The organism is Actinokineospora spheciospongiae, from assembly GCF_003182415.1.
Classification (GTDB): domain Bacteria; phylum Actinomycetota; class Actinomycetes; order Mycobacteriales; family Pseudonocardiaceae; genus Actinokineospora; species Actinokineospora spheciospongiae.
On the sequence record NZ_QHCP01000002.1, the window covers coordinates 450,624 to 471,068 of the forward strand.

A 20,445-nucleotide genomic window follows, 5' to 3' on the forward strand; every position below is an offset into this window, starting at 1 on the left:
ACGACTCCGGCACCTTCACCGTCATGGGCTGGGGCTCGGCGACCGAGGGCGGCGCCCAGCAGCGCTACCTGCTCAAGGCGAACGTGCCGTTCGTCGACGACGCGACCTGCAAGTCGGCGTACCCGAGCATGAAGACCGCGGTGGAGATCTGCGCGGGCTACCCGCAGGGCGGCACCGACACCTGCCAGGGTGACTCCGGTGGGCCGATGGTCCGCCGCGACGCCAACAACAACTGGGTCCAGGTCGGGATCGTCTCCTACGGCCAGGGCTGCGCCCGACCGAACTACCCGGGCGTGTACGCCCAGGTCAGCGCCCTGTCCGCGGCGATCGCCCAGCAGGCCGCGGCCATGGGCGACCCGAACACCCCGCCCGGGAACCAGGTGTTCGAGAACGCCACCAACGTGACCATCACCGACGCGGGTGCGGCTGTGACCAGCGAGGTCACCGTCAGCGGGATCACCGGCAACGCCCCCGCCGCGCTGTCGGTCGGGGTGGACATCAAGCACACCTACCGCGGTGACCTGGTGATCGACCTGGTCGCGCCGAACGGCACCGCGTTCCGGCTGAAGAACGCCAACTCGTCCGACTCGGCCGACAACGTGATCACCACCTACACGGTGAACGCCTCGGCCGTCCCCGCGAACGGCACCTGGAAGCTCAAGGTGCAGGACGTCTACAGCGCCGACACCGGTTACATCGACAGCTTCAAGTTGGCCTTCTAGGTCGACCACCCCGGGGCCCCGGCCGAGACCGCGCAGGTCTCGACCGGGGCCCCGGCCGTCGCGCACCGGGTGGTCGGTGGCGGTTTTGTCACACCGGTCGGTATCAGTTGGGTTCGAAGTCTGGCCGTTCGGAGTAGTTCCGGGCAAGATACGGACAAAGTTACTGTCAGGTAGCCGCCTGGTGCACACCCGTGGTGACCAGGTGACGACCGCCGTGCGCCGTCCGGAGGAGAAGACCATGCGCGAGTTCGCCGTGCCGCCCGTCGCCAAGCGTGAAGAGGCGGGCGGACTCGCCGACCTGGTGTACAGCAATGCCGCCAAGACCCCGGAGCACGTGCAGTTCAAGCGCAAGTCCGGCGGCGGTTGGGCGGACGTGACCGCGCGGGCGTTCGCCGACGAGGTGACCTCGGTGGCCAGGGGCCTGATCAGCTCGGGCGTCGCCCCGGGCGAGCGGGTCGCCATCCTCGCCGCCACCCGCTACGAGTGGACGCTGCTGGACTTCGCCATCTGGGCCGCGGGCGCGGTGCCGGTGCCGATCTACGTGACCTCCTCCGCCGAGCAGATCCAGTGGATTCTGTCCGACTCCGGGTGCGTCGCGGTGGTCGTGGAGACCGAGGAGCACGAGAAGCGCGTGGCCGACGTGCGCGACAACGTGCCCACCCTCCAGCACGTGTGGCGGATCGAGACCGGCGCCGTCGAGCAGATCATCGAGGCGGGCGGGGGCGTCGACGAGGCCGAGGTGCACGCCCGCCGGGCCGCGGTGTCCTCGTCGGACCTGGCCACGATCATCTACACCTCCGGCACCACCGGCAACCCCAAGGGCGTGGCGCTGACCCACGACAACTTCTTCGCCGAGGTCGGCTACGGCGGCGAGGTGCTGACCAGGCTGTTCAAGGGCACCGGGGTGCCCGGCGACGCCTCCACCCTGCTGTTCCTGCCGATCGCGCACGTCTTCGGCCGGATGGTGCAGGTGGGCTGCGTGTACTCGCAGACCACCATGGGCCACGGCCCGGACGCCAAGAACCTGCTTCCCGACCTGGCGACCTTCCGGCCGACGTTCATCCTGTCGGTGCCCTACGTGCTGGAGAAGGTCTACAACGGTGCCCGGCAGAAGGCGCACGCCGACGGCAAGGGCAAGATCTTCGACGCCGCCGCGGCCACCGCGATCGCCTACAGCGAGGCCGAGGGCAAGGCCGGGCTGGGCCTGAAGATCCGGCACGCGGTGTTCGACAGGCTGGTCTACTCGAAGCTGCGCGCGGCCATGGGCGGCAAGACCGGGTACGCGATCTCCGGCGGCGCCGCGCTGGGCCTGCGGCTGACGCACTTCTTCCGCGGCATCGGCCTGGTGGTGCTGGAGGGTTACGGCCTGACCGAGACCACCGCCGCGGCCACGACCAACGCCCCGGACAACTTCAAGGCGGGCACCGTCGGGCAGCCGCTGCCGGGCACCTCGGTGAAGATCTCCGAGGACGGCGAGATCCTGCTCAAGGGCGGGCAGGTGTTCGGCGGCTACTGGAAGAACGACGCCGCCACCGCCGAGGTCCTCGACGCCGACGGCTGGTTCGCCACCGGCGACCTGGGGCAGCTCGACGCGGACGGCTTCCTGTCGATCACCGGCCGGAAGAAGGAGATCCTGGTGACCAGCGGCGGCAAGAACGTCGCCCCGGCGGTCATCGAGGACCGGATCGCCTCGCACCCGCTGGTCGGGCAGGCCATGGTGGTCGGCGACGGCAAGAAGTACATCGCCGCGCTGGTGACCATCGACCCGGACTACTTCACCTACTGGAAGACCACCGTCGGCAAGCCCGCGTCGGCGACCGTGGCCGACCTGGTGGACGACCCGCAGTTGCTCGCCGAGGTGCAGAAGGCCGTCGACGAGGGCAACGCGGCGGTGTCGAAGGCCGAGTCGGTGCGCAAGTTCCGGGTGCTGGCCACCGAGTTCACCCCGGAGACCGGGCACCTCACGCCGTCGTTGAAGCTCAAGCGCCGGGTGATCATGAAGGACTTCGGGGCCGAGGTGGACGCGCTCTACTCGTAGGCGAGGCTGATTCACAACAGTGATTCACATCTCGGCGGCCCTCCCCCGGGCGCGGGGTTTCGCTTAACCTGACCGAAACTCATCTCCGGGGAGGGCCGCGGCCATGGGGCGACACTCGTCGGGCAGGGGGCGGCCCCGGCCCGTGGTGCTGGTCGGCCTCCTGGTGGTGGTCGCCCTGGTGGGCTGGCTCGGCGTCACCCTGGTCCGGGGCTGGGTCGGCCCGTCCTGCGAGAACCCGGTGACCCTGGACGTGGCCGCCGCGCCGGAGATCGCGCCGCTGGTGGAGCAGTTCGGCAAGCGGGTCGCCGACGACCAGGCCGCCGGGGACGAGAACGCCTGCTACCGGGTCGCCGTCGCCGCCGAGGACTCGACGTCGGTGGCCGAGGCGCTGGCCGTGTCCGACAGCGGCGCCCTGCCGGACGTGTGGATTCCGGAGAGCACGATGGTGCTGCGCCGGGCCCAGGCCAAGGGGGCGTTCGACGGGCAGGTCAGCGGCACCTCGATCGCCTCGTCGCCGGTGGTGCTGGCGCTGACCGACGACACCGCGGGCGCGCTCGGCTGGCCGGACAAGATCCCCACCTGGGCCGACGTCCTCGCCACCCCGGCCGAGACCGCCATCGGCATCCCGGACCCGGCCCGCGACCCGGTCGGCACCTCGGCCATGTTCGGCGTCCGCACCACCACCCAGACCACCCCCGACCCGGACGCGGCGCTGACCAGCACGCTGCGCCGGATCTCGGCCAATACCCGGCCGCTGGCCGCGGACCTCTACGCCCGACTGCCCGGCGCGGGCAGCCAGGACGAGCCGATCGACGTCATCGCCACCACCGAGCACGACCTGCTCAAGCACAACGCGGCCGAGTCCGGCTACGAGCTCGTCGCCACCTACAGCGAACCGGCCGTGCCGTCGATGGACTACCCGTACACGGTGCTGCCCCAGACCGCCCCGGCCGAGCGGGACGCCGCGTTGAAGTTCCTCGGCAGGCTGCTCGACGAGACGTCGGTGCGGGCGCTGGCCGACGCCGGGTACCGGGCCGCCGACGGCCGGGTGCTGCGCGACCGGTCGCAGGACCGGCGCACCGGGGCCGAGCAGGTCGACCGCACCGAGGTGCCGGACAACGACGCGGTCGACGCGCTGCTCAACCAGTGGGCGGGGGCGAACCTGGCCGCGCGGGTGCAGGTGCTGATGGACGTGTCCGGTTCCATGGCGCAGGAGGTGCCCGGCACGGACCTGGACCGGATGACGGTCACCACCAGGGCCGCCGTGCTCGGCCTGGGCCTGTTCAAACCGGACACCAAGCTGAGCTACACCCTGTTCTCCACCAACCTCGACGGGGACAGGGACTACAAGGAACTGCTGCCCATGAAGCCGGTCCGCGACCACCTCGCCGCGGGCGCGCGGGAGCAGGTGGCGGCGATCAAGGCGGTGCCGGGCGGCGCCACCGGGCTCTACGACACCGTGCTCGCCGCCTACCGGTCCGGGCGGGCGGACTGGGAGCCGGGCAGGCTCAACCTGGTGATCATCATGACCGACGGCCGCAACGAGGACGGCAACGGCATCAACCGCGACGACCTGCTGGCGGAACTGGACAAGCTCCAGGACCCGCGCAGGCCGCTGCCCATCGTCGGCGTCGGCATCGGGCCGGACGTGGACAAGGCCGAGTTGGACGCGCTGTCGGCGGCCACCGGCGGCAAGGCGTTCGCCACCGCGGACCCGACGAAAATATCCGACATCTTCTACGCCGCCCTCGGTAAGTTCCTCTGCCAACCACCGAACTGCAAGGCACCGGAGAACTGAGTGGGCACGACCGCAGTGGGGCCGGACGCGAGCGGGATGCTCGACGTCGGCGACGGCAACCGGGTGCACTGGGAGACCTGCGGCGACCCGGCGGGCACGCCGCTGGTGTGGGTGCACGGCGGGCCGGGGATGGCGACGACCGAGCGCTGGCGGGACAGGCTGACCGCGCACGGGCACCGGGCGGTCTTCTTCCACCAGCGCGGCTGCGGTCGCAGCACGCCGAACGCGGCGGACCCGGCCACCGACCTGTCGGTCAACACCACCGCGCACCTGGTCGCCGACATGGAGCGGTTGCGCGCGCACCTGGGCATCGAGCGCTGGGTGGTGACCGGCGGCTCCTGGGGGTCGACGCTGGGGCTGGCGTACGCGCAGGCGCACCCGGAGCGGGTCAGCGCGATCGTGCTGCTCGCGGTCACCACCACCCGCCGCCGCGAGATCGACTGGCTCTACTCCGGACTGGGCCGGATCTTCCCCGAGGCGGCGGAGCGCTTCCGCGCGGGCGTTCCCGCCGGAACCCGCCGGGAGGACGTGCTGACCGCGTACTCGCGGCTGATGGACGACCCGGACCCAGCGGTCCGCGCCCGCGCCGCGCACGACTGGTGCGCCTGGGAGGACGCGGTCCTGTCGCACGAGGACGGACCCGCGGAACCGTTCAGCGGCAGCACTTCCGCCGAGCAGTTGGCGCTGGTGCGGATCTGCGCGCACTACTTCTCCCACGGCGCCTGGCTCGACGAGGGCGTGCTCATCCGGGAGGCGGGGAAGCTCGCGGGCATCCCGGCCGTGCTCATCCACGGGCGGGTGGACCTGGCGGGGCCGCTGGAGACGGCGTGGGAACTCGTCAAGAACTGGCCGGACGCCGAACTGGTGGTGCTGGAGGATTCCGGCCACCAGTCCACGGCGGCGTCCGACGCGGCCCTGAGCCGGGCACTGCGCCGCTTCGCCTGATCGCGGCGGGAACCTCATCCGGCCGGCGTTTGTCACATCCGGTTAAAGTCGCGGTGGTTTGCGCGCTCTTTTTCGTGCCCGAAGGTCCGCCATGAGGAGGCCCTGTTCAAAAATTGCCCCATTGGGCCGCATCGACTGGTCTGAATGGTCGTGGCTACGCCAAGATTAGCCCATATAACGCCATTGTTTGAATAGTGGCGTTATCGCTAGAGTCTCGGCGTACCGCTCACCGCTCCCGACCGGAAGGTGCGTCATGCGCGCCCTGGTGCTGACCGCCGCCCTCCTGGCGACCGTGACCGTCGCCGCGGCCACCGAGACCGGCTCCGGGTCCCCCCGGCTGCGCCCGCTGCCGCTGCCCGGCCCCGACACCGAGGCCGGGCTGACCGGGATGACCGCGACCGGCATGGTGCACGGGTTCGTGCGCGGGCGCGGCGCCCCCGCACGGGCGGCGGTGTGGCGCGACGGGCGGCTGACGCTGCTGGAGCGGACCGGGCCGAGCACCCCGACCGCGGCGAACGACCACGACCAGGTCGTCGGCTCCTACACCCGCCGCCCCGGCGAGGAGGAGCGGGCGGTGCTCTGGACCGGGGGGCGCCGGGTCGACCTGCACCCGCGCGGGGCCTTCCGCAGCGCCGCGGTGGGGATCACCGACCGCGCCGAGGTGCTGGTGGTGAGCCACCACGTCAGCTCGGACACCCTCGGCACCGCGCGGCGGCTGTCGCTGTGGCGGCCGGGCGGGTGGCGCACCCTGGTGGAGGACGGCCGGTTCCACGACCCGGTGCTGGGCGCGGCCGGTGACGTCGCGGTCCTGGTCGACGACCGGGCGCTGCTGTTCCCGCGCGGCCGGGGCCCGGGCATCCGGCTGGTGGGCCTCGGCGGCGGCGCGCCGGTGCCGATGGGCATCAACGCCGGTGGCGCCGTCCTGCTGGCCTGCGAGGACGACGGCCGCGGCCGGGCGGCGCTGTGGCGCGACGGGGGCCTGACCGACCTCGGTTCGCTGGGCGGCGGCGACACCCGCTTCGTCGGCACCGGCCCGCGCCACGGCCCGTGGCTCAACGCCGCCGGCGAGGTCACCGGCCTGTCGGAGACCTGCGACGGCCGCTACCACGCCTTCCGCTGGCGGCGCGGGGTGATGACCGACCTGACCCCGCACGCCCCGTACAGCACCAGCTACGCCATCAACGAGCGCGGCGACATCGCGGGCGAGGTACCCGTGCCCGGGGCGGCGGGCACGCACGCGCTGCTCTGGAAGCGCCGCAGCACAACGGACCTGGGCGCCGCGACCCCGGGCAACCTGACCATGCCGACCGCCCTGCACCCCCGCCTGCCGCAGGTCGCGGGCACGGACGCGGCCCCGGGAAGTTCCGCCACCTCGCTCTTCACGTCCCAGTAGGACGGTCTGACCCCGAAGGAAGGACACACACCGATGCGTGTCAGGACAACCGTTTCGGCCACCACGGCCGCTTTGCTCATCCTGGTCGGCGCCACCGCGGAGGCGGACGCGGACGCCGGGGTGCGCCCGCTGCCCGCCCCGGCCGGTGCGCTCCAGGCGGCCGGGATCGGCATGAGCGCCACCGGGCTGATCCACGGCGTGGTGCTCACCGACGCGGGCTCGCGGGCCGTCACCTGGCGCGGCGGCGAGCGCGTCGACCTCGAACCCGAGGGGGTGAACAGCCTGGTGCACGAGGGCAACGACCTCGACCAGGTCGTCGGGTACCGCGAGGTCGACGGGGTGCGGCACGCCGTGCTGTGGTCGGCCGGGCGCCGCGTCGACCTCACCCCGGCCGGAGCGGTCGACAGCGCGGCGGTCGACGTCAACAACCGCGGCGAGGTCCTGGTGAGCAGCGTGGACGCCGACGACAACCGGCGGCTGTCGCTGTGGCGGGCGGGCACGTGGCGCACGGTCGTGGAGAGCCCGTCGGCGTACTCCGGCGGCCTCGGCGCGGGCGGCGACGTCACCTACACCGCCGACGGCACCGCGTACCTGGCCCGCCCCGGCCGGGCGCCGGTGGCCATCGGCGCGGGCACCCCGGTGGACGTCAACGCCTCCGGTCAGGTCCTCATCGCCGCTGGGGGCAGGCTGCTGCTGTGGAGCGCGGGTCGCACCACCGACATCGGTTCCCTCGGCGGCGGCCAGACCTACGTCCCCATCAGCCAGGAGGGGTCGGGGCCGTGGCTCAGCGACTCCGGTCAGGTGGTCGGCCAGTCGAGCACGGCGGACGGCCGCAGCCACGCCTTCTCCTGGCAGCGCGGGGTGATGACCGACCTGACCCCGGGCGCGGACAGCGGCGCGGCGTTCGCGGTGAACCGCACCGGCACGGTCACCGTCACCGAGTTCGCCCCGGTGCCGAAGCTGTCGCTCTGGCGGCGGGGGACGGCCGAGGTGCTGCCGCTGCCCACGGGCGGGAACCCGTTCGGCTCGGCGCTGCACCCGTTCCTGCCGTGGACCGGCGGCACGATCGTGAGCACCACCGCGCCGGAGTCGGCCGCCTACGAGTGGCGCTGAACGCTCACCCCGCCGGGTCTCCCGCGGGCGGCTCGGCGGGGGTGAGGCGGGTGGCCTCGACGGCGAGGTACAGCTCGCCCACGTCGCGCGGGTCCTCCATGTCCCGGCCGGTGACCTCGGCGGCGCGGCGGAGGCGGTAGCGGACGGTGTTGGGGTGCGTCGACATCAGCTCCGCGACCACCTTCACCGCGCCGCCGTGGGCGAACCACAGGCGCAGGGTGGTGAGCAGTTCGGCCCGCTCCTCGGCGCCGAGCGCGTCCAGACCGGCGAGCACCTCGATGGCGAGTTCGCGGGCCAGGTTCGGCGCGCCCGCGACCAGCGTGGTGACCGGGCGCTCGCCGAACACGGCGACCCCGGTCTCCCCCGGCGGCAGGCAGCGGCGGGCGATGCGGGCGCGGCGCAGCGCGGCGGGGACCCTGGCCAGGCCGGACACCGGGCGGCTGACGCCGATGACCTGGCCGCTGGCCGCCAGGGCGGCGCGCAGGCCGTCGAAGTCCTCGACCCGCTCCACCGACACGATGCCGATCTCCGCGTCCGGCAGGCTGCGCCAGACGATGACCCGCCTGCGGCTGGGGTCGACGGCGGTGGCGCTGACCTCCGGCCGGGCCTCGTCGGTGCTGCCGTCGCCGTAGAGGACGACGAACAGGCCGTCCTCGGGCAGCTCCAGCACGCGGGCGGCGTCGGACAGCTCGGAGCGGCGGGTGAACCGGCCCTCCAGGAGCCGGTCGATCAGCTCGCGGCGCACCTTCTCGTCCGGGGGCACCCCGGTGCCCCCGGTGTCGCGGTACACCGACACGTCCGCGACCCCCGGTTCCGATACGAGATCGACCACCGGTGGAGGGTATCCGAGCAGGGGATTCGGAGCACTCCCCTATCCGTGAAGAATTTTCAGCACCTTTTCAGCGCCGTTGTGCGCGCGTGCGCACCGGACCGGGCGGGGTTGTCACGCGCCCGGCAGATCGATGCCCAGGCCGCGCAGCAGGGTGGCGAACTTCGCCGAGGTCTCCGCCAACTCGGCGGCCGGGACCGAGGCAGGCATGATGCCCGCGCCCGCGTAGAGCAGCATCTCCCGGTCGAAGACCTCCGCGCAGCGCAGCGACACCACCCACTCACCGTCACCGTCGGCGCCGGTCCAGCCGACGGCCCCGCTGTAGAAGCCGCGCTCGAACGGCTCCAGGTCGGCGATCGCCGCCGCCGCCGCGGCGGCGGGGGCGCCGCAGACGGCCGGGGTCGGGTGCAGCGCGGCGGCCAGGCGCAGCGCGGACACCCCCGGGTCGGCCAGTTCGCCGGTGATGCGGGTGGACAGGTGCCACACGGTGGGCGTGGCCACCAGCGACGGGCCTGCGGGCACGTGCAGGCTGCGGCAGAACGGGCGCAGCACCTCCTCGACCGCCTCCACCACCACCCGGTGCTCGGCCTGGTCCTTGCCCGAGGCCAGCAGCTCGTCGGCCAGGGCCCGGTCCTGCTCCGGGGTCACCCCGCGCGGCAGCGACCCGGCCAGCGGGTTCGACACCACGCGGGTGCCGGTGCGCGAGACCAGCAGCTCGGGGGTGGCCCCCAGCAGGGTGCGCCCCCCGGGCAGCGGCGCGGCGAAGGTGTGGCCGTGCGGGTTGGCCGCGACCAGGCCGGGCAGCAGGGCGGCGAGGTCGACGGGGGCGGCGAACCCGAGCCGCAGGGTGCGGGCGAGGACGACCTTGCGCAGCTCGCCGGGACCGCGCAGGAGCGCGACCGCCGCGGCGACCGCGGCCTCGTACTCCGCCCCGGACGGCACCGGCGTCACCGACACGGGCGCGGCCCCGGCGGCGGGCGCGGCGGAGGAGGGGTGCGCCGACCCGGCGCGGCGGACCGCGGCGGGCACGACCACGTGCGCGGGTGCCCCCGGGGCGAACGGCAGCGCGCCGACCGCGACCTGGGCGCCGCTGTCGGCGAGGGCCTTCTCCACCCTGGCGGACAGCTCCTCCGGCTCGGACTCGGTGACGACCGCTCGCTCACCCTCCGCGAGCAGCGCCGATGTCGGTCCGGCGAGCAGGAACGCCCCCGGGCGGTAGTCCCGCACCACGTGTTCAGCCACCCTTCCATTCTGCCCACGGCCACCCGATCGGGGGCCGCCGAGCACGGCGAAGTTCGTGGGCTGCCCCACGCGCGACAGCGGGCGGGCGGCCGTCCGGCCACCCGCCCGCTGTCGTGGTCCTGATCAGCCGAGCGCGTCGATCAGCGCGGAGCGCTGCCGGTCGCCGAGGCCCGCCGCGCGGCGGTCGGGGTCAATCCCGGCCTGCTCGAGCAGGGCGGCGACCTTCACCGCACCGAGGCCGGGAACGGCCTTGAGCAGGGCGGCGACCTTGGTCTTGCCGATCGTCTTGTCGTCCTTGGCCTTGCCGAGCACCGACGCGATGGTCCGCTCACCGGACTTGATCGACGCCAGCAGCTCCGAGCGCGCCTTGCGCGCCTCGGCTGCCTTGGCGAGCGCATCCGCGCGCTGCTCGGGAGTCAACGTGGGCAGAGCCAACGTGGTTGTCCTTTCCTTCATCACCCGCCGCGGTGGCGACGGGCCCAGCCTCATCGGGGCATCGTGACTACCGACAGTCACCGGAGCGGAAGAACCTACCCACCCCGGACGCACCGCGCGACCCGGCCGCCCGACGCCTTTCACCAGTAAACGACACCTCGGGGGGCAACATACCCCCGACACGCGCAAACCTCCTGCGGAGCCCATCACGTCCGGGGGCGGCACGCAGCGTGACAGCATGATCAAGTTGGCGGAACCGGGCATTTCGGGAGTGTTGCCGACAGCGTTTGCGCACTAGGCTTTCCTACCGCCAGTAAGTTAGTCGGGGCCGATGTCCACCGACGGCCGAGGCCGTCAACCCCAGGGAGCTTGATCGACCATGTTGAGCACCATGCAGGACGGCAACCTGTCCATCGGCACACTGCTGCGGCACGGCACGAAGGTGCACGGGACCGCCGAAGTGATCACCTGGACCGGTGAGGGCAGCCGCAGCAGCACCTTCGCCGAGGTCGGCAGGCAGGCCGCCCGCCTGGCCAACGCGCTGCGCGGCCTGGGCGTCACCAGCGACGAGCGGGTCGCCACGTTCATGTGGAACAACGCCGAGCACCAGGTCGCCTACCTCGCCGTCCCGGCGATGGGCGCCGTGCTGCACACGCTCAACCTGCGGCTGTTCCCCGAGCAGCTCACCTACATCGCCAACCACGCCGAGGACCACGTGGTCATCGTGGACGCGACCGTGGCCCCGCTGCTGGCCCGGCAGCTCCCCACCTTCACCACCGTCAAGCACGTGATCGTGGCCAACGGCCCGGCTGAGGCGCTGACCGCCCCCGAGGGCGTCCAGGTGCACTCCTGGGACGCGCTGCTGGCCGAGCAGTCCGACGAGTTCGACTGGCCGGACGTGGACGAGCGCACCGCCGCCGCCATGTGCTACACCTCCGGCACCACCGGCAACCCCAAGGGCGTCGTCTACTCCCACCGCTCGATCTGGCTGCACTCGATGCAGGTCTGCATGGCCGACGGCATCGGCCTGGCCTCCACCGACCGCTCGCTGGTGATCGTGCCGCAGTTCCACGCCATGTCCTGGGGCATGCCCTACGCGGCGTTCATGTCCGGCGCGTCGCTGATCATGCCGGACCGCTTCCTGCAGCCGGAGCCGCTGGTCCGGATGATCACCGAGCTGGGGGCGACGCACTCCGCGGCGGTGCCGACCATCTGGCAGGCGGTGCTGGCCCACCTGGACCAGAACCCGGCCGACCTCAGCTCGCTGCGCGAGGTCGTCGTCGGCGGCTCGTCCTGCCCGCCCGCGCTGATGCACGCCTTCGCCGAGAAGTACGGCGTGCACATCGTGCACGCCTGGGGCATGACCGAGACCTCGCCGCTGGGCACCGTGTGCCGCCCGCCCGCGGGCCTCACCGAGGAGGAGGCGTGGAAGTACCGCTACACGCAGGGCCGCCTCCCGGCGAGCGTGCAGGCCAGGCTCATCGACGACGACGGCAACGAGATGCCGTGGGACGGCGAGAGCGTCGGCGAGCTGGAGGTGCGCGGCCCCTGGATCGCCGCTTCCTACTACCGGCTCGAAGAGGACGGTGAGGGCGCGGAGAAGTTCCGCGACGGCTGGCTGCGCACCGGGGACGTCGGCACGCTCACCCCGGACGGCTTCCTCACCCTGACCGACCGCTCCAAGGACATCATCAAGTCCGGTGGGGAGTGGATCTCCTCGGTCGACCTGGAGAACGCCGTCATGGGCCACCCGGCGGTGGCCGAGGCCGCGGTCATCGGCATCCCGGACCAGAAGTGGGACGAGCGCCCGCTGGTCGCGGTCGTGCTGCGCCCCGGCGCCGAGGCCGCCCCCGAGGAGCTGCGCGACTTCCTCGGCGACAAGGTCGCCAAGTGGCAGCTCCCGGAGAACTGGACCTTCGTCGAGGAGGTCCCGAAGACCAGCGTCGGCAAGTTCGACAAGAAGGTGCTGCGGGCCGCGCACGCCGAGGGCAGGCTCGACGTCAAGCACCTGGGCTGAGCGCCGCCGAGCGGGTTCGCGCGACCGGCCCACCCGGCCCCGCGCGAACCCGCCCGGCCCGGCCGGGGCGAGGCGCGTCCGCCCGCCCCCGCCGCTCCCGGGATGGGTATGGTTCGCACTGTGGGCGGCGCGAACGGGGAGGTGACCGGCCTGTCAGGCGAGTCCAGCGCACGTGGTCGCAAGCTCAACGCGACGTCCTACGTCGTCCTGGGAATGCTCTCCGCGGGTCCGGCGACCAGCTACGACCTCAAGCAGCGGGTCGGCTACACCATCGGCCACTTCTGGGCGTTCGCCCACTCCCAGCTCTACGACGAGCCGAGCAGACTGGCCGAGGACGGCCTGGTGGTCTCCGCGGTCGAGGACGGCGGCAGGCGCAGGCGCACCTACTCGATCACCGAGGCGGGCCGGGAGGCACTGCGCGAGTGGCTGGTCGCCCCCACGCCGGAGGAGACCGAGGTCCGCGACCTCGGCCTGCTGAAGCTGTTCTTCGCCGCGCACGGCAACCCGCGGACCCTGCGCGGCCTGGCCAGGGACCGCTACGAGTCGCACAAGGCGCGCGGGGACAACTACGTCGTGCAGTACGGGCAGGTCGCCGGGGTGGCGGACCCGTGGCAGCTCAAGTCCCTGGAACTGGGCATCCGGTTCGAGCGCTGCGTGGAGGAGTTCTGGGCGGACTTCCTCGCCGAACTCGACGCCGGTCCGTCCGAACAGGCGCCACCCGCGGGCTGACCGCGCGGCAAGCCGGTGACGGCTGTTTACATACTGACCGGGTGGCGCGAAAATTCTCGACATGAGACCGTTGCGCCTGCTCACCGCCGGGGTCGCCGTACTGGCCGCCGCCGCGGTCGCCACCCCACCCGCGTCCGCGACCACCACGCACCGCCCCGACGGCGCGCCGGTCGACCACCACCGGTGGACCTTCCCGCGCGACTTCGCGGGAGGCCGCTCCGACGGCCTGCTCCCCGGCCCGGGCGGGCTGCGCATCGGCAGGCCCGCGGGCAGCGTCGAGCACACCGAACCCGAACTGGGCACCACCCGCCGCTACGACTACAGCACCTGGACCTCCCCGGTCCACCGGCCGGGCTTCGACGCCACCCAGCTCGTCGCCTCCTGGAACGCCACCACCCCCGCGGGCACCTGGCTGCGGGTGGAGCTGCGCGGCGACGGCCCGACCTGGTTCACCCTGGGCCGCTGGGCGCTGGGCGACCAGGACATCATCCGCAGCAGCGTGCCCGACCAGTCCGACGACACCGGGTACGTCGACGTGGACACCTTCGTCGCCGCCCCGGGCAGGCCGCTGCGCGCCTACCAGCTCCGGGTCACCCTGTTCCGGGCCACCGGCACCCAGGCCACGCCGACGCTGCGCACCGCCGGGGCGATGACCTCGGCCATCCCGGACCGGTTCACCGTCGCGGCCAGCACGCCGTCGCTCGGGCGGGCGGTGGAGCTGGCGGTGCCCGCGTACTCGCAGAACGTCCACATCGGGCAGTACCCGCAGTACGGCGGCGGCGGTGAGGCGTGGTGCAGCCCCACCTCGACGCAGATGGTGGTCGAGTACTGGGGCAAGCGGCCGTCGGCCGACGACCTGGCCTGGGTGGACCCGACCTACGCCGACCGCTCGGTCGACCACGCGGCCCGCGCCACCTACGACCACGACTACGACGGCACCGGCAACTGGCCGTTCAACACCGCCTATGCCGCGTCCTACGGCCTGTCGGCGCACGTGACCCGGCTGCGGTCGCTGACCGAGCTGGAGGCCCACATCGCCCGCGGCATCCCGGTGGTCACCTCGCAGTCCTTCCGGGCGGACGAACTCGACGGCGCGGGCTACGGCACCGCGGGGCACCTGATGGTCGTCGTCGGCTTCACCGCCGAGGGCGACGTGATCGCCAACGACCCGGCGTCGCCGGACAACGCGGCGGTGCGGCACGTGTACAAGCGGGCGCAGTTCGAGAACATCTGGTTGCGCACCAAGCGGTACACCGCGTCCGGTGCGGTCGCGGGCGGTTCGGGCGGGATCGCCTACATCATCACGCGGTAGAGCACTCCGCGGTCACGGTGAGGTCCGGTGCCACGACGTACCGGCGCCGCGGCACGTCCGAGGGCGTGCGCGGTGCCGGGACCGGGACGGCACCCGGCGGGAGGCCGTAGTGGGCGCACAGCGGCGCGGTGTCGGTCAGCGGACCGTCGGCGCGCGGGGCGCCCCGGACGACGCCCTTGCCCACGCCCACCTGCACACCGTCCCCGACGGGGCGGACGCCCGCCAGCGGCAGGTAGTTCTCCCGAAGGCCGAGCAGTCCGGTGTGGACGACGGCCCACTCCGGCTCCCCGGTGCCCCGGTTGAGGTAGACGCCGCCGATGCGGCCGATCCTGTTGCCCGCGGGGTCGTAGGCGTCGAGTCCGGACAGTTCCACACCCCAACCATTCCCGCCGCCCGCCCGCCCCAACCCGGAGTTCACCCGTCCGTGTTGCCGTGGACGGGCCAGGGCGCGGACAGCACGGACATCCCCTCGACCGGTTCCAACCACACGTAGGTCCACGCCCAGACCCCGTCGACGACCACCCGGACCCGCGCGTACTCCGGCCCCTCGTACTCGTCGAGCGCCGCCAGCGACACCCCCACGCGCAGCGGCACCGTCCAGCCCGACACCCCGGGCCCGTCGCCGAGGCGCAGCGCCGGGTAGCCCAAACCGGTGTCGTACAACGATCCCGCCAACCGGCCGGGCCGGGGCTCACCGCGGGCCACCCCGGCCAGCAGGGGCCACATCGGCGCACCGGGTTGCAGCGTGCCGTAGACGAAGAGCCTGTCGGGGAACGCCTCCGGGGCGGGCGGGCCGCTGACGACCTCGACGTCGAGCCCGTCATCCGCCGCGGGCTCGCCGATCAACCCGACGGCCTCGGCCTGCGGGACGTCCGCGCAGCGCACCGGGGCACCGGACACCAGCAGCGGCCTGCGGATCACCGCCGCACCGACGTAGGCGAGCACGCCATGGATGAAGGGGCCGTCGGCTGTGACATCCAGGAGTTCCACCGTGCCGGTGCGCACCCGGGCCAGGGCGTACCGGTGGCCGCGCCCCTCGCACACGTCGAGCACCGCCACCTGCTCCGGTGCCAGCATCAGCACCGCGTGGTCCTCCACCCCGTCCAGCGCGGCGAGCACCACCGGCCGCTGGTCGTCGACCACGCGCAACCCGGCCGCCCACACCGCGGCCAGCCCGGTGCACCGGGCCCGCAGCACCACCACCGGCCCCACCAACCCGAGCGCGTCCCGCAACCACGTCAGCTTCGACGGGCACGGGTTCGACCCGTAGGACAGCACGGGAACCCGCCCGGCCATCGGCGCACCCCCGCGCGTGTCCAGCCACTCGTCGAGGTCGACGCCACCCGCCCGCCACCCGGACAGCGCGGCGGGGTCGGCGGTGAGCCGGACACCGCGCCCGCCGTCGTGCGCGTAGGAGTACGGCGGCCGGGCGCCCGGGTAGGGGACGGCGGGGAACTCGGCGTCGACGAACACCTAGCGGGCGGCCCTGCGCTCGTCGAAGGCGGCCTGCGCCGCCAGCACGGACGGCGTCGACTCCTCGATGAGCCGGTAGAGCCCGCGCACGCCCTCCGCGATCGGCCGCCCGAGGTCGGTCAGGGAGTAGTCCACGTGCGGCGGGATCACCGGCCGCACCTCCCGGTGCACGAGCCCGTCGCGCTCCAGCGCCTGCAGGGTCTGCGCCAGCATCTTCTCGCTGACCCCGCCGACGGCCTGCCGGACCTCGCCGAAGCGCAGGGTCCCGTCGAGCAGCACCCCGAGCACGAGCACCCCCCACCGGCTGGCGACGTGCTCCATCACGCCCCGCCCGGGGCAGTTCGGGTCGAACACGTTCGCCCGGAAAGGTGTGGCCTCAGTCACGCCCATACCGCGCTGACCTCATTTCTTCCCTCAAGGTAAGTACAGCACTCGAAGGTAGGTACTTACGAAGAGAAAGTAACACTCCTACGGTGGCCCCAACACCCCGCTTCCGAAGGAGTCCACCGTGAAGTACCTGGTCACCGGCGCCACCGGCCACCTCGGCGCCCGCGTCGTCCACCACCTCCTCGCCCGCGTCCCCGCCGCGGACATCGCCGTGTCCGTCCGCGACCCGCGCAAGGCCGAACCCCTCGCCACCCAGGGCATCGAGGTCCGCCGGGGCGACTTCGCCACGGGCATCGACCCCACCGGCATCGACTCCCTCCTGCTGATCTCCGCCGACGGCCCCGACCGCGCGACGACGCAGCGGGCCACCGTGCGAGCGGCGGTCGCCGCGGGCGTCCGCCACATCGCCTACACCAGCGTCACCGACGCCGACACCTCCCCGGTCGCCCTCGCCGCCGACCACAAGGCCACCGAGGAAGCCATCCGCGCCACGGGCGTCGCCCACACCTTCCTGCGCAACGGCATGTACCACGAGAACTACGTCCCGGCCCTGCTCCAAGGCCCCCTCACCACCGCGGCGGGCACCGGCCGGATCGCCACCGCCGCCCGCGACGACCTCGCCAAGGCCGCCGCGATCGCCCTCACCGAACCCGGCCACCACGGCAAGACCTACGAGCTGACCGGCCCCACCGCCTGGACCTTCGACGAACTGGCCGCCCTCGCGGGCACCACGCACACGGCGGTGACCCCCGCGCAGCGCCGGGCGGCCCTGGTCGGCTTCGGCCTGCCCGAGCCGGTGGCGGACCTGCTGACCGACATCGAGGCCAACATCGCCACCGGCGTCTTCGCCGAGGTCCGCCCCGACCTCGCCACCCTCCTCGGCCACACCCCGACCCCCATCGAGGACGCGGTCAAGACCACCCTGGCCTGACTCCTTTTCACCGCGACTCTGGATCAACCCATCACCAGGCACCGACAGGCGCGGTCATCCACCCTCTGCCCAGTGGCGGTTCACCCGAGCTATCGCCTCTTCCCTGCTCATCGCCGCAACCTCGTCCTCACCGAGACCAACCCTATTGATCAACAGGTGCACGAGGTCGACCGGGAGCGCTTCGGTCGGAGGCTCCGGAGCGCCACGATTCGGCTTCACCTTGTGGCGCACACAATCCCAGAACACCGCTTCAACAACGTCGAGCTGATCTCGAAGAATATGAGACCACATACTTGGACCATAGTCCGACCGGTCGACCGGATGCGAGATTCGAGTTCGGAGAATCCGGCCATCATGCACAGCGAACTCGTAAGTCACATGATGGGTCCCTTTCCTGCCAACCGCATCCCGGACGCGTTGCCACCCCTCGACACGACAGAAACTTTCATGATCTTGCCGGGTTGCCCGAGGCCAACTCACCGAGGAGATCCCACCAACCAGTCTCGAAGCTCGAGATCGCCACTGAGGCTGATCAACTGCACGAGTGCCCAATTTTCCTGATGGTTGGGCGCAACCGAAAGTCGCTCCTGCCAATCGTCGGCATACTCTCGCAGAGCATCGACCATCTCGTCGATCGCATCGTTGAAAGTGGCCCCGTCCGCGGCCACGGGCAGTCCGGGGATGAAGACCGACCAGCCACCGCCCTCATTGACCACTTCGGCCTTGGATGAAATTATGGACGCCAGGAAATGGCGCATGCGATCGCCGTCGACCAAAACAACCTGCGAATTGTCTCGCCGTACCGTCGCGACGTGTCCGCGAAGTGCAGCGTTGAACAATTCCTTCAGGTGCGTGCGCGCGTCATTGAAGCCATCTGCGTGAACAGCGGACATGCCCAACCCCCTTCACCACATCATCGATGGTGCCCTGAGCTGGCGCGTACGTCAAGTACACCACGTACGCAACGTACGTGCGGTGACTGGAGCGCTCATCTCAAGTGGACACTCTCCGAGTGCTCTCTTCTCCGCGAAACCCTGGGCTTTTCCGCCGCCGATGGGCCACGCTCGGGGCATGACCGCTGAGGACCCCCGCGAACCCCGTCCGGCGGCGGACCCGCTCGCGCAGATCACGCTGACCCCGCGCCGCTTCGCGGCCGTGCTGGCGGTGGCCGCGCTGCTGCTCGGCCTGACCCTCCTCCTGGTCCCCGTGCACGTCGCCAACCCCGACCCCGGTGCCGGGTCGGTGAACTGCGGGAACGTCGTCGGCGGGGTGGAGACGCGGTGGGTGACCGACGACCTGCGGTCCACCGACCGGTCGACCGTGGTCGCCTACGTCGGGATCTGCGAGGAGGCGATCAGCGACCGGGCGGCGACCGGGTTCCCGCTGCTCGCCGCCGGGGTGGTCGGCGGGTTGGCGCTCACCGTTGTCCGGTGGCGGGTCCGGGGATGAGCTTGCCGGGGTTCAGCACGCCCGCCGGGTCCAGTTCCGCCTTCACCGCGCGCAGCACGTCCACGCCGAGGTCGCCGATCTCGGCGCTCAGGTAGGGGGCGTGGTCGACGCCCACGGCGTGGTGGTGGGTGATGGTGCCGAGGGTGGTGATGGCGGTGCTGGCGGCGTGCTTGGCGCGCTGCCACTGCCCGACCGGGTCGGCGGGGTCGCGGGGGACCAGGACGGTGAAGTAGAGCGACGCGCCCGTCTCGTAGGTGTGGGAGATGTGGCAGGCGACGACGGGGCGGCGGCCGTCGCGGGTCAGCGAGCCGGTCAGCGCCGCCGTGACCGCCGTGCGCAGGGCGGACAGCCCGGACCAGTGGGCGGCGGTTTCCAGGGTCTCGACGCACACGCCCGCGTCCATCAGGGCGTCGCGCTGGCGGGGGCCGGAGAAGCGGCCGCGGCGCCAGGCCTCGCCGACCGGGCGGCCGAGGGGGACCGCGCCGCGCAGCACCCGCAGCGTGGCCGCCCGCTTGGCCCGCAGTGCCGCCGCAGACGACGCCTCCCAGCCGATGACCAGCAGGCACGGTTCGCGCACGCCGCGCGCCCGCAGGTACGCGCGGACGGCCCGGGTCTTCCAGCCGCCGTTCATGGTGAAGCCGACCTCGGTCTCCTCGGGGTCCGACAGGCGGGTGACCGCGCCGCGCACGTCCTCCTGGGTGAGCGCGCGCACCGCCTCGGCGCCCGCCTCCCAGCCGTCGAGGACGAAGCCCTCGTGGCGGGAGAGCACCGGCTTGGGCCGCACCCGCAGGGTGACCTCGGTGATCACGCCGAACGCGCCCTCGCTGCCGACCACGAGCTGGCGCAGGTCCGGGCCCGCGGCGCTGGCGGGGGCGGTGCCCAGCCGCCAGTCGCCGCGCGGGGTGGCGACGCGCACGCCCGCCACCATGTCCTCGAAGCGGCCGTAGCCCGCGGAGGCCTGGCCGGAGGAGCGGGTGGCGGCGAAGCCGCCGATGGTGGCGCGCTCGTAGGACTGCGGGAAGTGCCCGAGGGTGAACCCGTGCCGGGCCAGCAGCCGCTCCGCGACCGGGGCGGGGACGCCCGCCTGGAAGACCGCGAGCCGCGACACCGGGTCGACGCTGACCAGCCGGTCGAGGCGGACGAGGTCGAGGGCGATGACCGAGTCGAAGCCGCCGCGCAGCGCCGACACCCCGCCGACCACGGACGTGCCGCCGCCGAAGGGGACCACCGCGACCCCGTGCTCGGCGCAGGCGGCGAGCACCCGGACCACCTCGGCGGGGTCGGCGGGGACGACCACGGCGTCCGGGACGGCGAGGTCCCCGGCGCCCCGGCGGCGCAGCAGGTCCAAGTAGGACAGTCCGCCCGCGCGGGCGAGCCGGTCGGGCGACTCGACCAGGACGTGCTCGGCCCCGACAATGGACCCCAGGACGGCCCGCACCGCGGCGGGCAGGGCGGAGTCGGGCACCGGGGCCACCGAGCCCGGGGCGACCGGCGTGCTCGCCGGGCGCAGGCCGGTGCGGGCGGCCAGCCACCTGCTCGCGTGGGCGGGCAGGTCCGCGTCCGCCGCTCCGGCCCGCGTCCAACCGCTTCGCACCAGGTGGTCGAGGTGGTCCATCTCAGCGCTCACGGGAT

At 72.8% G+C, this 20,445-nt stretch carries 19 protein-coding genes and 1 pseudogene; 12 read left to right on the forward strand and 8 right to left on the reverse strand.

Annotation, left to right across the window (positions count from 1 at the left end):
- The 7 genes and pseudogenes from DFQ13_RS35905 to DFQ13_RS05735 all read left to right on the forward strand — a co-directional run.
- Window positions 1-350: pseudogene (locus tag DFQ13_RS35905) on the forward strand (serine protease); the annotation flags it as partial.
- Window positions 348-722: a proprotein convertase P-domain-containing protein gene (locus tag DFQ13_RS35910; protein ID WP_407643138.1), complete on the forward strand. Its 375-nt coding sequence runs from the start codon at window positions 348-350 to the stop codon at window positions 720-722. The pseudogene DFQ13_RS35905 and the gene DFQ13_RS35910, both read left to right, overlap by 3 nt.
- A 238-nt stretch (window positions 723-960) precedes the next feature.
- Window positions 961-2,760 (forward strand): AMP-dependent synthetase/ligase, encoded by a 1,800-nt coding sequence (locus DFQ13_RS05715; RefSeq protein ID WP_110079312.1) that lies wholly within the window; start codon window positions 961-963, stop codon window positions 2,758-2,760.
- A gap of 103 nt (window positions 2,761-2,863) precedes the next feature.
- A complete protein-coding gene (locus DFQ13_RS05720) occupies window positions 2,864-4,558 on the forward strand; it encodes a substrate-binding domain-containing protein (RefSeq protein ID WP_110079076.1) in 1,695 nt (564 codons plus the stop codon).
- Window positions 4,559-5,503: a prolyl aminopeptidase gene (gene pip, locus DFQ13_RS05725; RefSeq protein WP_267897638.1), complete on the forward strand. Its 945-nt coding sequence runs from the start codon at window positions 4,559-4,561 to the stop codon at window positions 5,501-5,503.
- Window positions 5,504-5,756: 253 nt separating this feature from the next.
- Window positions 5,757-6,896 carry a hypothetical protein gene (locus DFQ13_RS05730; RefSeq protein ID WP_110079077.1) on the forward strand — a complete coding sequence of 380 codons (1,140 nt, stop codon included), beginning with the start codon at window positions 5,757-5,759 and terminating at the stop codon, window positions 6,894-6,896.
- 33 nt (window positions 6,897-6,929) lie between these two features.
- Complete coding sequence (locus DFQ13_RS05735) at window positions 6,930-8,009, forward strand: hypothetical protein (protein ID WP_146241118.1); 1,080 nt, start codon at window positions 6,930-6,932, stop codon at window positions 8,007-8,009.
- 4 nt (window positions 8,010-8,013) lie between these two features.
- On the opposite strand, the gene DFQ13_RS05740 is transcribed toward DFQ13_RS05735, so the two are convergent.
- The 3 genes from DFQ13_RS05740 to mihF form a co-directional block, all read right to left on the reverse strand.
- Window positions 8,014-8,841: a PucR family transcriptional regulator gene (locus DFQ13_RS05740; RefSeq protein WP_052021892.1), complete on the reverse strand. Its 828-nt coding sequence runs from the start codon at window positions 8,839-8,841 to the stop codon at window positions 8,014-8,016.
- Between the two features lie 111 nt (window positions 8,842-8,952).
- The gene (locus DFQ13_RS05745; protein ID WP_110079079.1) at window positions 8,953-10,080 is read right to left on the reverse strand and encodes an isochorismate synthase; all 1,128 of its coding nucleotides are present in this window, start codon (window positions 10,078-10,080) and stop codon (window positions 8,953-8,955) included.
- 123 nt (window positions 10,081-10,203) lie between these two features.
- Window positions 10,204-10,515, reverse strand: a complete 312-nt coding sequence (gene mihF / locus DFQ13_RS05750) for an integration host factor, actinobacterial type (RefSeq protein WP_181399859.1) — start codon at window positions 10,513-10,515, stop codon at window positions 10,204-10,206.
- Between the two features lie 379 nt (window positions 10,516-10,894).
- Between mihF and DFQ13_RS05755 the strand changes: the two genes are divergently transcribed.
- The 3 genes from DFQ13_RS05755 (at window position 10,895) to DFQ13_RS05765 (ending at window position 14,573) form a co-directional block, all read left to right on the forward strand.
- Window positions 10,895-12,532 carry a long-chain fatty acid--CoA ligase gene (locus DFQ13_RS05755; RefSeq protein WP_110079080.1) on the forward strand — a complete coding sequence of 546 codons (1,638 nt, stop codon included), beginning with the start codon at window positions 10,895-10,897 and terminating at the stop codon, window positions 12,530-12,532.
- Between the two features lie 120 nt (window positions 12,533-12,652).
- Window positions 12,653-13,261: a helix-turn-helix transcriptional regulator gene (locus tag DFQ13_RS05760; protein WP_052021890.1), complete on the forward strand. Its 609-nt coding sequence runs from the start codon at window positions 12,653-12,655 to the stop codon at window positions 13,259-13,261.
- 61 nt (window positions 13,262-13,322) lie between these two features.
- Window positions 13,323-14,573, forward strand: a complete 1,251-nt coding sequence (locus tag DFQ13_RS05765) for a C39 family peptidase (protein ID WP_110079081.1) — start codon at window positions 13,323-13,325, stop codon at window positions 14,571-14,573.
- Here DFQ13_RS05765 and DFQ13_RS05770 read toward each other — a convergent pair.
- The 3 genes from DFQ13_RS05770 to DFQ13_RS05780 are packed head-to-tail and all read right to left on the reverse strand — an operon-like array spanning window position 14,563 to window position 16,436.
- A complete protein-coding gene (locus DFQ13_RS05770) occupies window positions 14,563-14,946 on the reverse strand; it encodes a PRC-barrel domain-containing protein (protein ID WP_052021889.1) in 384 nt (127 codons plus the stop codon). The genes DFQ13_RS05765 and DFQ13_RS05770 overlap by 11 nt on opposite strands.
- 41 nt (window positions 14,947-14,987) lie before the next feature.
- Window positions 14,988-16,046 (reverse strand): gamma-glutamylcyclotransferase family protein, encoded by a 1,059-nt coding sequence (locus tag DFQ13_RS05775; protein ID WP_110079083.1) that lies wholly within the window; start codon window positions 16,044-16,046, stop codon window positions 14,988-14,990.
- On the reverse strand, window positions 16,047-16,436 hold the full coding sequence (locus tag DFQ13_RS05780) for a winged helix-turn-helix transcriptional regulator (RefSeq protein WP_110079084.1): 390 nt from the start codon (window positions 16,434-16,436) through the stop codon (window positions 16,047-16,049).
- Window positions 16,437-16,554: 118 nt separating this feature from the next.
- Between DFQ13_RS05780 and DFQ13_RS05785 the strand changes: the two genes are divergently transcribed.
- The gene (locus DFQ13_RS05785; protein WP_110079085.1) at window positions 16,555-17,364 is read left to right on the forward strand and encodes an NmrA family NAD(P)-binding protein; all 810 of its coding nucleotides are present in this window, start codon (window positions 16,555-16,557) and stop codon (window positions 17,362-17,364) included.
- Between the two features lie 476 nt (window positions 17,365-17,840).
- Here DFQ13_RS05785 and DFQ13_RS05795 read toward each other — a convergent pair whose 3' ends face one another.
- Entirely contained in the window at window positions 17,841-18,257 is a 417-nt protein-coding gene (locus DFQ13_RS05795; RefSeq protein WP_035288395.1) for a type II toxin-antitoxin system HicB family antitoxin, read from the reverse strand.
- Window positions 18,258-18,435: 178 nt separating this feature from the next.
- On the opposite strand from DFQ13_RS05795, the gene DFQ13_RS05800 reads away from it, so the two are divergent.
- Window positions 18,436-18,813, forward strand: coding sequence for a hypothetical protein (locus DFQ13_RS05800; RefSeq protein WP_110079087.1), 378 nt, complete (start codon window positions 18,436-18,438; stop codon window positions 18,811-18,813).
- Here the strand turns inward: DFQ13_RS05800 and DFQ13_RS05805 are convergent.
- A complete protein-coding gene (locus DFQ13_RS05805) occupies window positions 18,782-20,428 on the reverse strand; it encodes an FAD-binding oxidoreductase (protein WP_110079088.1) in 1,647 nt (548 codons plus the stop codon). The two genes, DFQ13_RS05800 and DFQ13_RS05805, sit on opposite strands and share 32 nt — an antisense overlap.
- Between the last annotated feature and the right edge of the window lie 17 nt (window positions 20,429-20,445).

What these genes read in the sequence shown, in the direction of transcription:
- DFQ13_RS35910 (WP_407643138.1), top strand. Translation starts at nt 348, where the DNA reads ATGGGCGACCCGAACACCCCGCCCGGGAACCAGGTGTTCGAGAACGCC.
- DFQ13_RS05715 (WP_110079312.1), top strand. Translation starts at nt 961, where the DNA reads ATGCGCGAGTTCGCCGTGCCGCCCGTCGCCAAGCGTGAAGAGGCGGGC.
- DFQ13_RS05720 (WP_110079076.1), top strand. Translation starts at nt 2,864, where the DNA reads ATGGGGCGACACTCGTCGGGCAGGGGGCGGCCCCGGCCCGTGGTGCTG.
- DFQ13_RS05730 (WP_110079077.1), top strand. Translation starts at nt 5,757, where the DNA reads ATGCGCGCCCTGGTGCTGACCGCCGCCCTCCTGGCGACCGTGACCGTC.
- DFQ13_RS05735 (WP_146241118.1), top strand. Translation starts at nt 6,930, where the DNA reads ATGCGTGTCAGGACAACCGTTTCGGCCACCACGGCCGCTTTGCTCATC.
- DFQ13_RS05755 (WP_110079080.1), top strand. Translation starts at nt 10,895, where the DNA reads ATGTTGAGCACCATGCAGGACGGCAACCTGTCCATCGGCACACTGCTG.
- DFQ13_RS05765 (WP_110079081.1), top strand. Translation starts at nt 13,323, where the DNA reads ATGAGACCGTTGCGCCTGCTCACCGCCGGGGTCGCCGTACTGGCCGCC.
- DFQ13_RS05780 (WP_110079084.1), bottom strand. Translation starts at nt 16,436, where the DNA reads ATGGGCGTGACTGAGGCCACACCTTTCCGGGCGAACGTGTTCGACCCG.
- DFQ13_RS05795 (WP_035288395.1), bottom strand. Translation starts at nt 18,257, where the DNA reads ATGTCCGCTGTTCACGCAGATGGCTTCAATGACGCGCGCACGCACCTG.
- DFQ13_RS05800 (WP_110079087.1), top strand. Translation starts at nt 18,436, where the DNA reads ATGACCGCTGAGGACCCCCGCGAACCCCGTCCGGCGGCGGACCCGCTC.
- DFQ13_RS05805 (WP_110079088.1), bottom strand. Translation starts at nt 20,428, where the DNA reads ATGGACCACCTCGACCACCTGGTGCGAAGCGGTTGGACGCGGGCCGGA.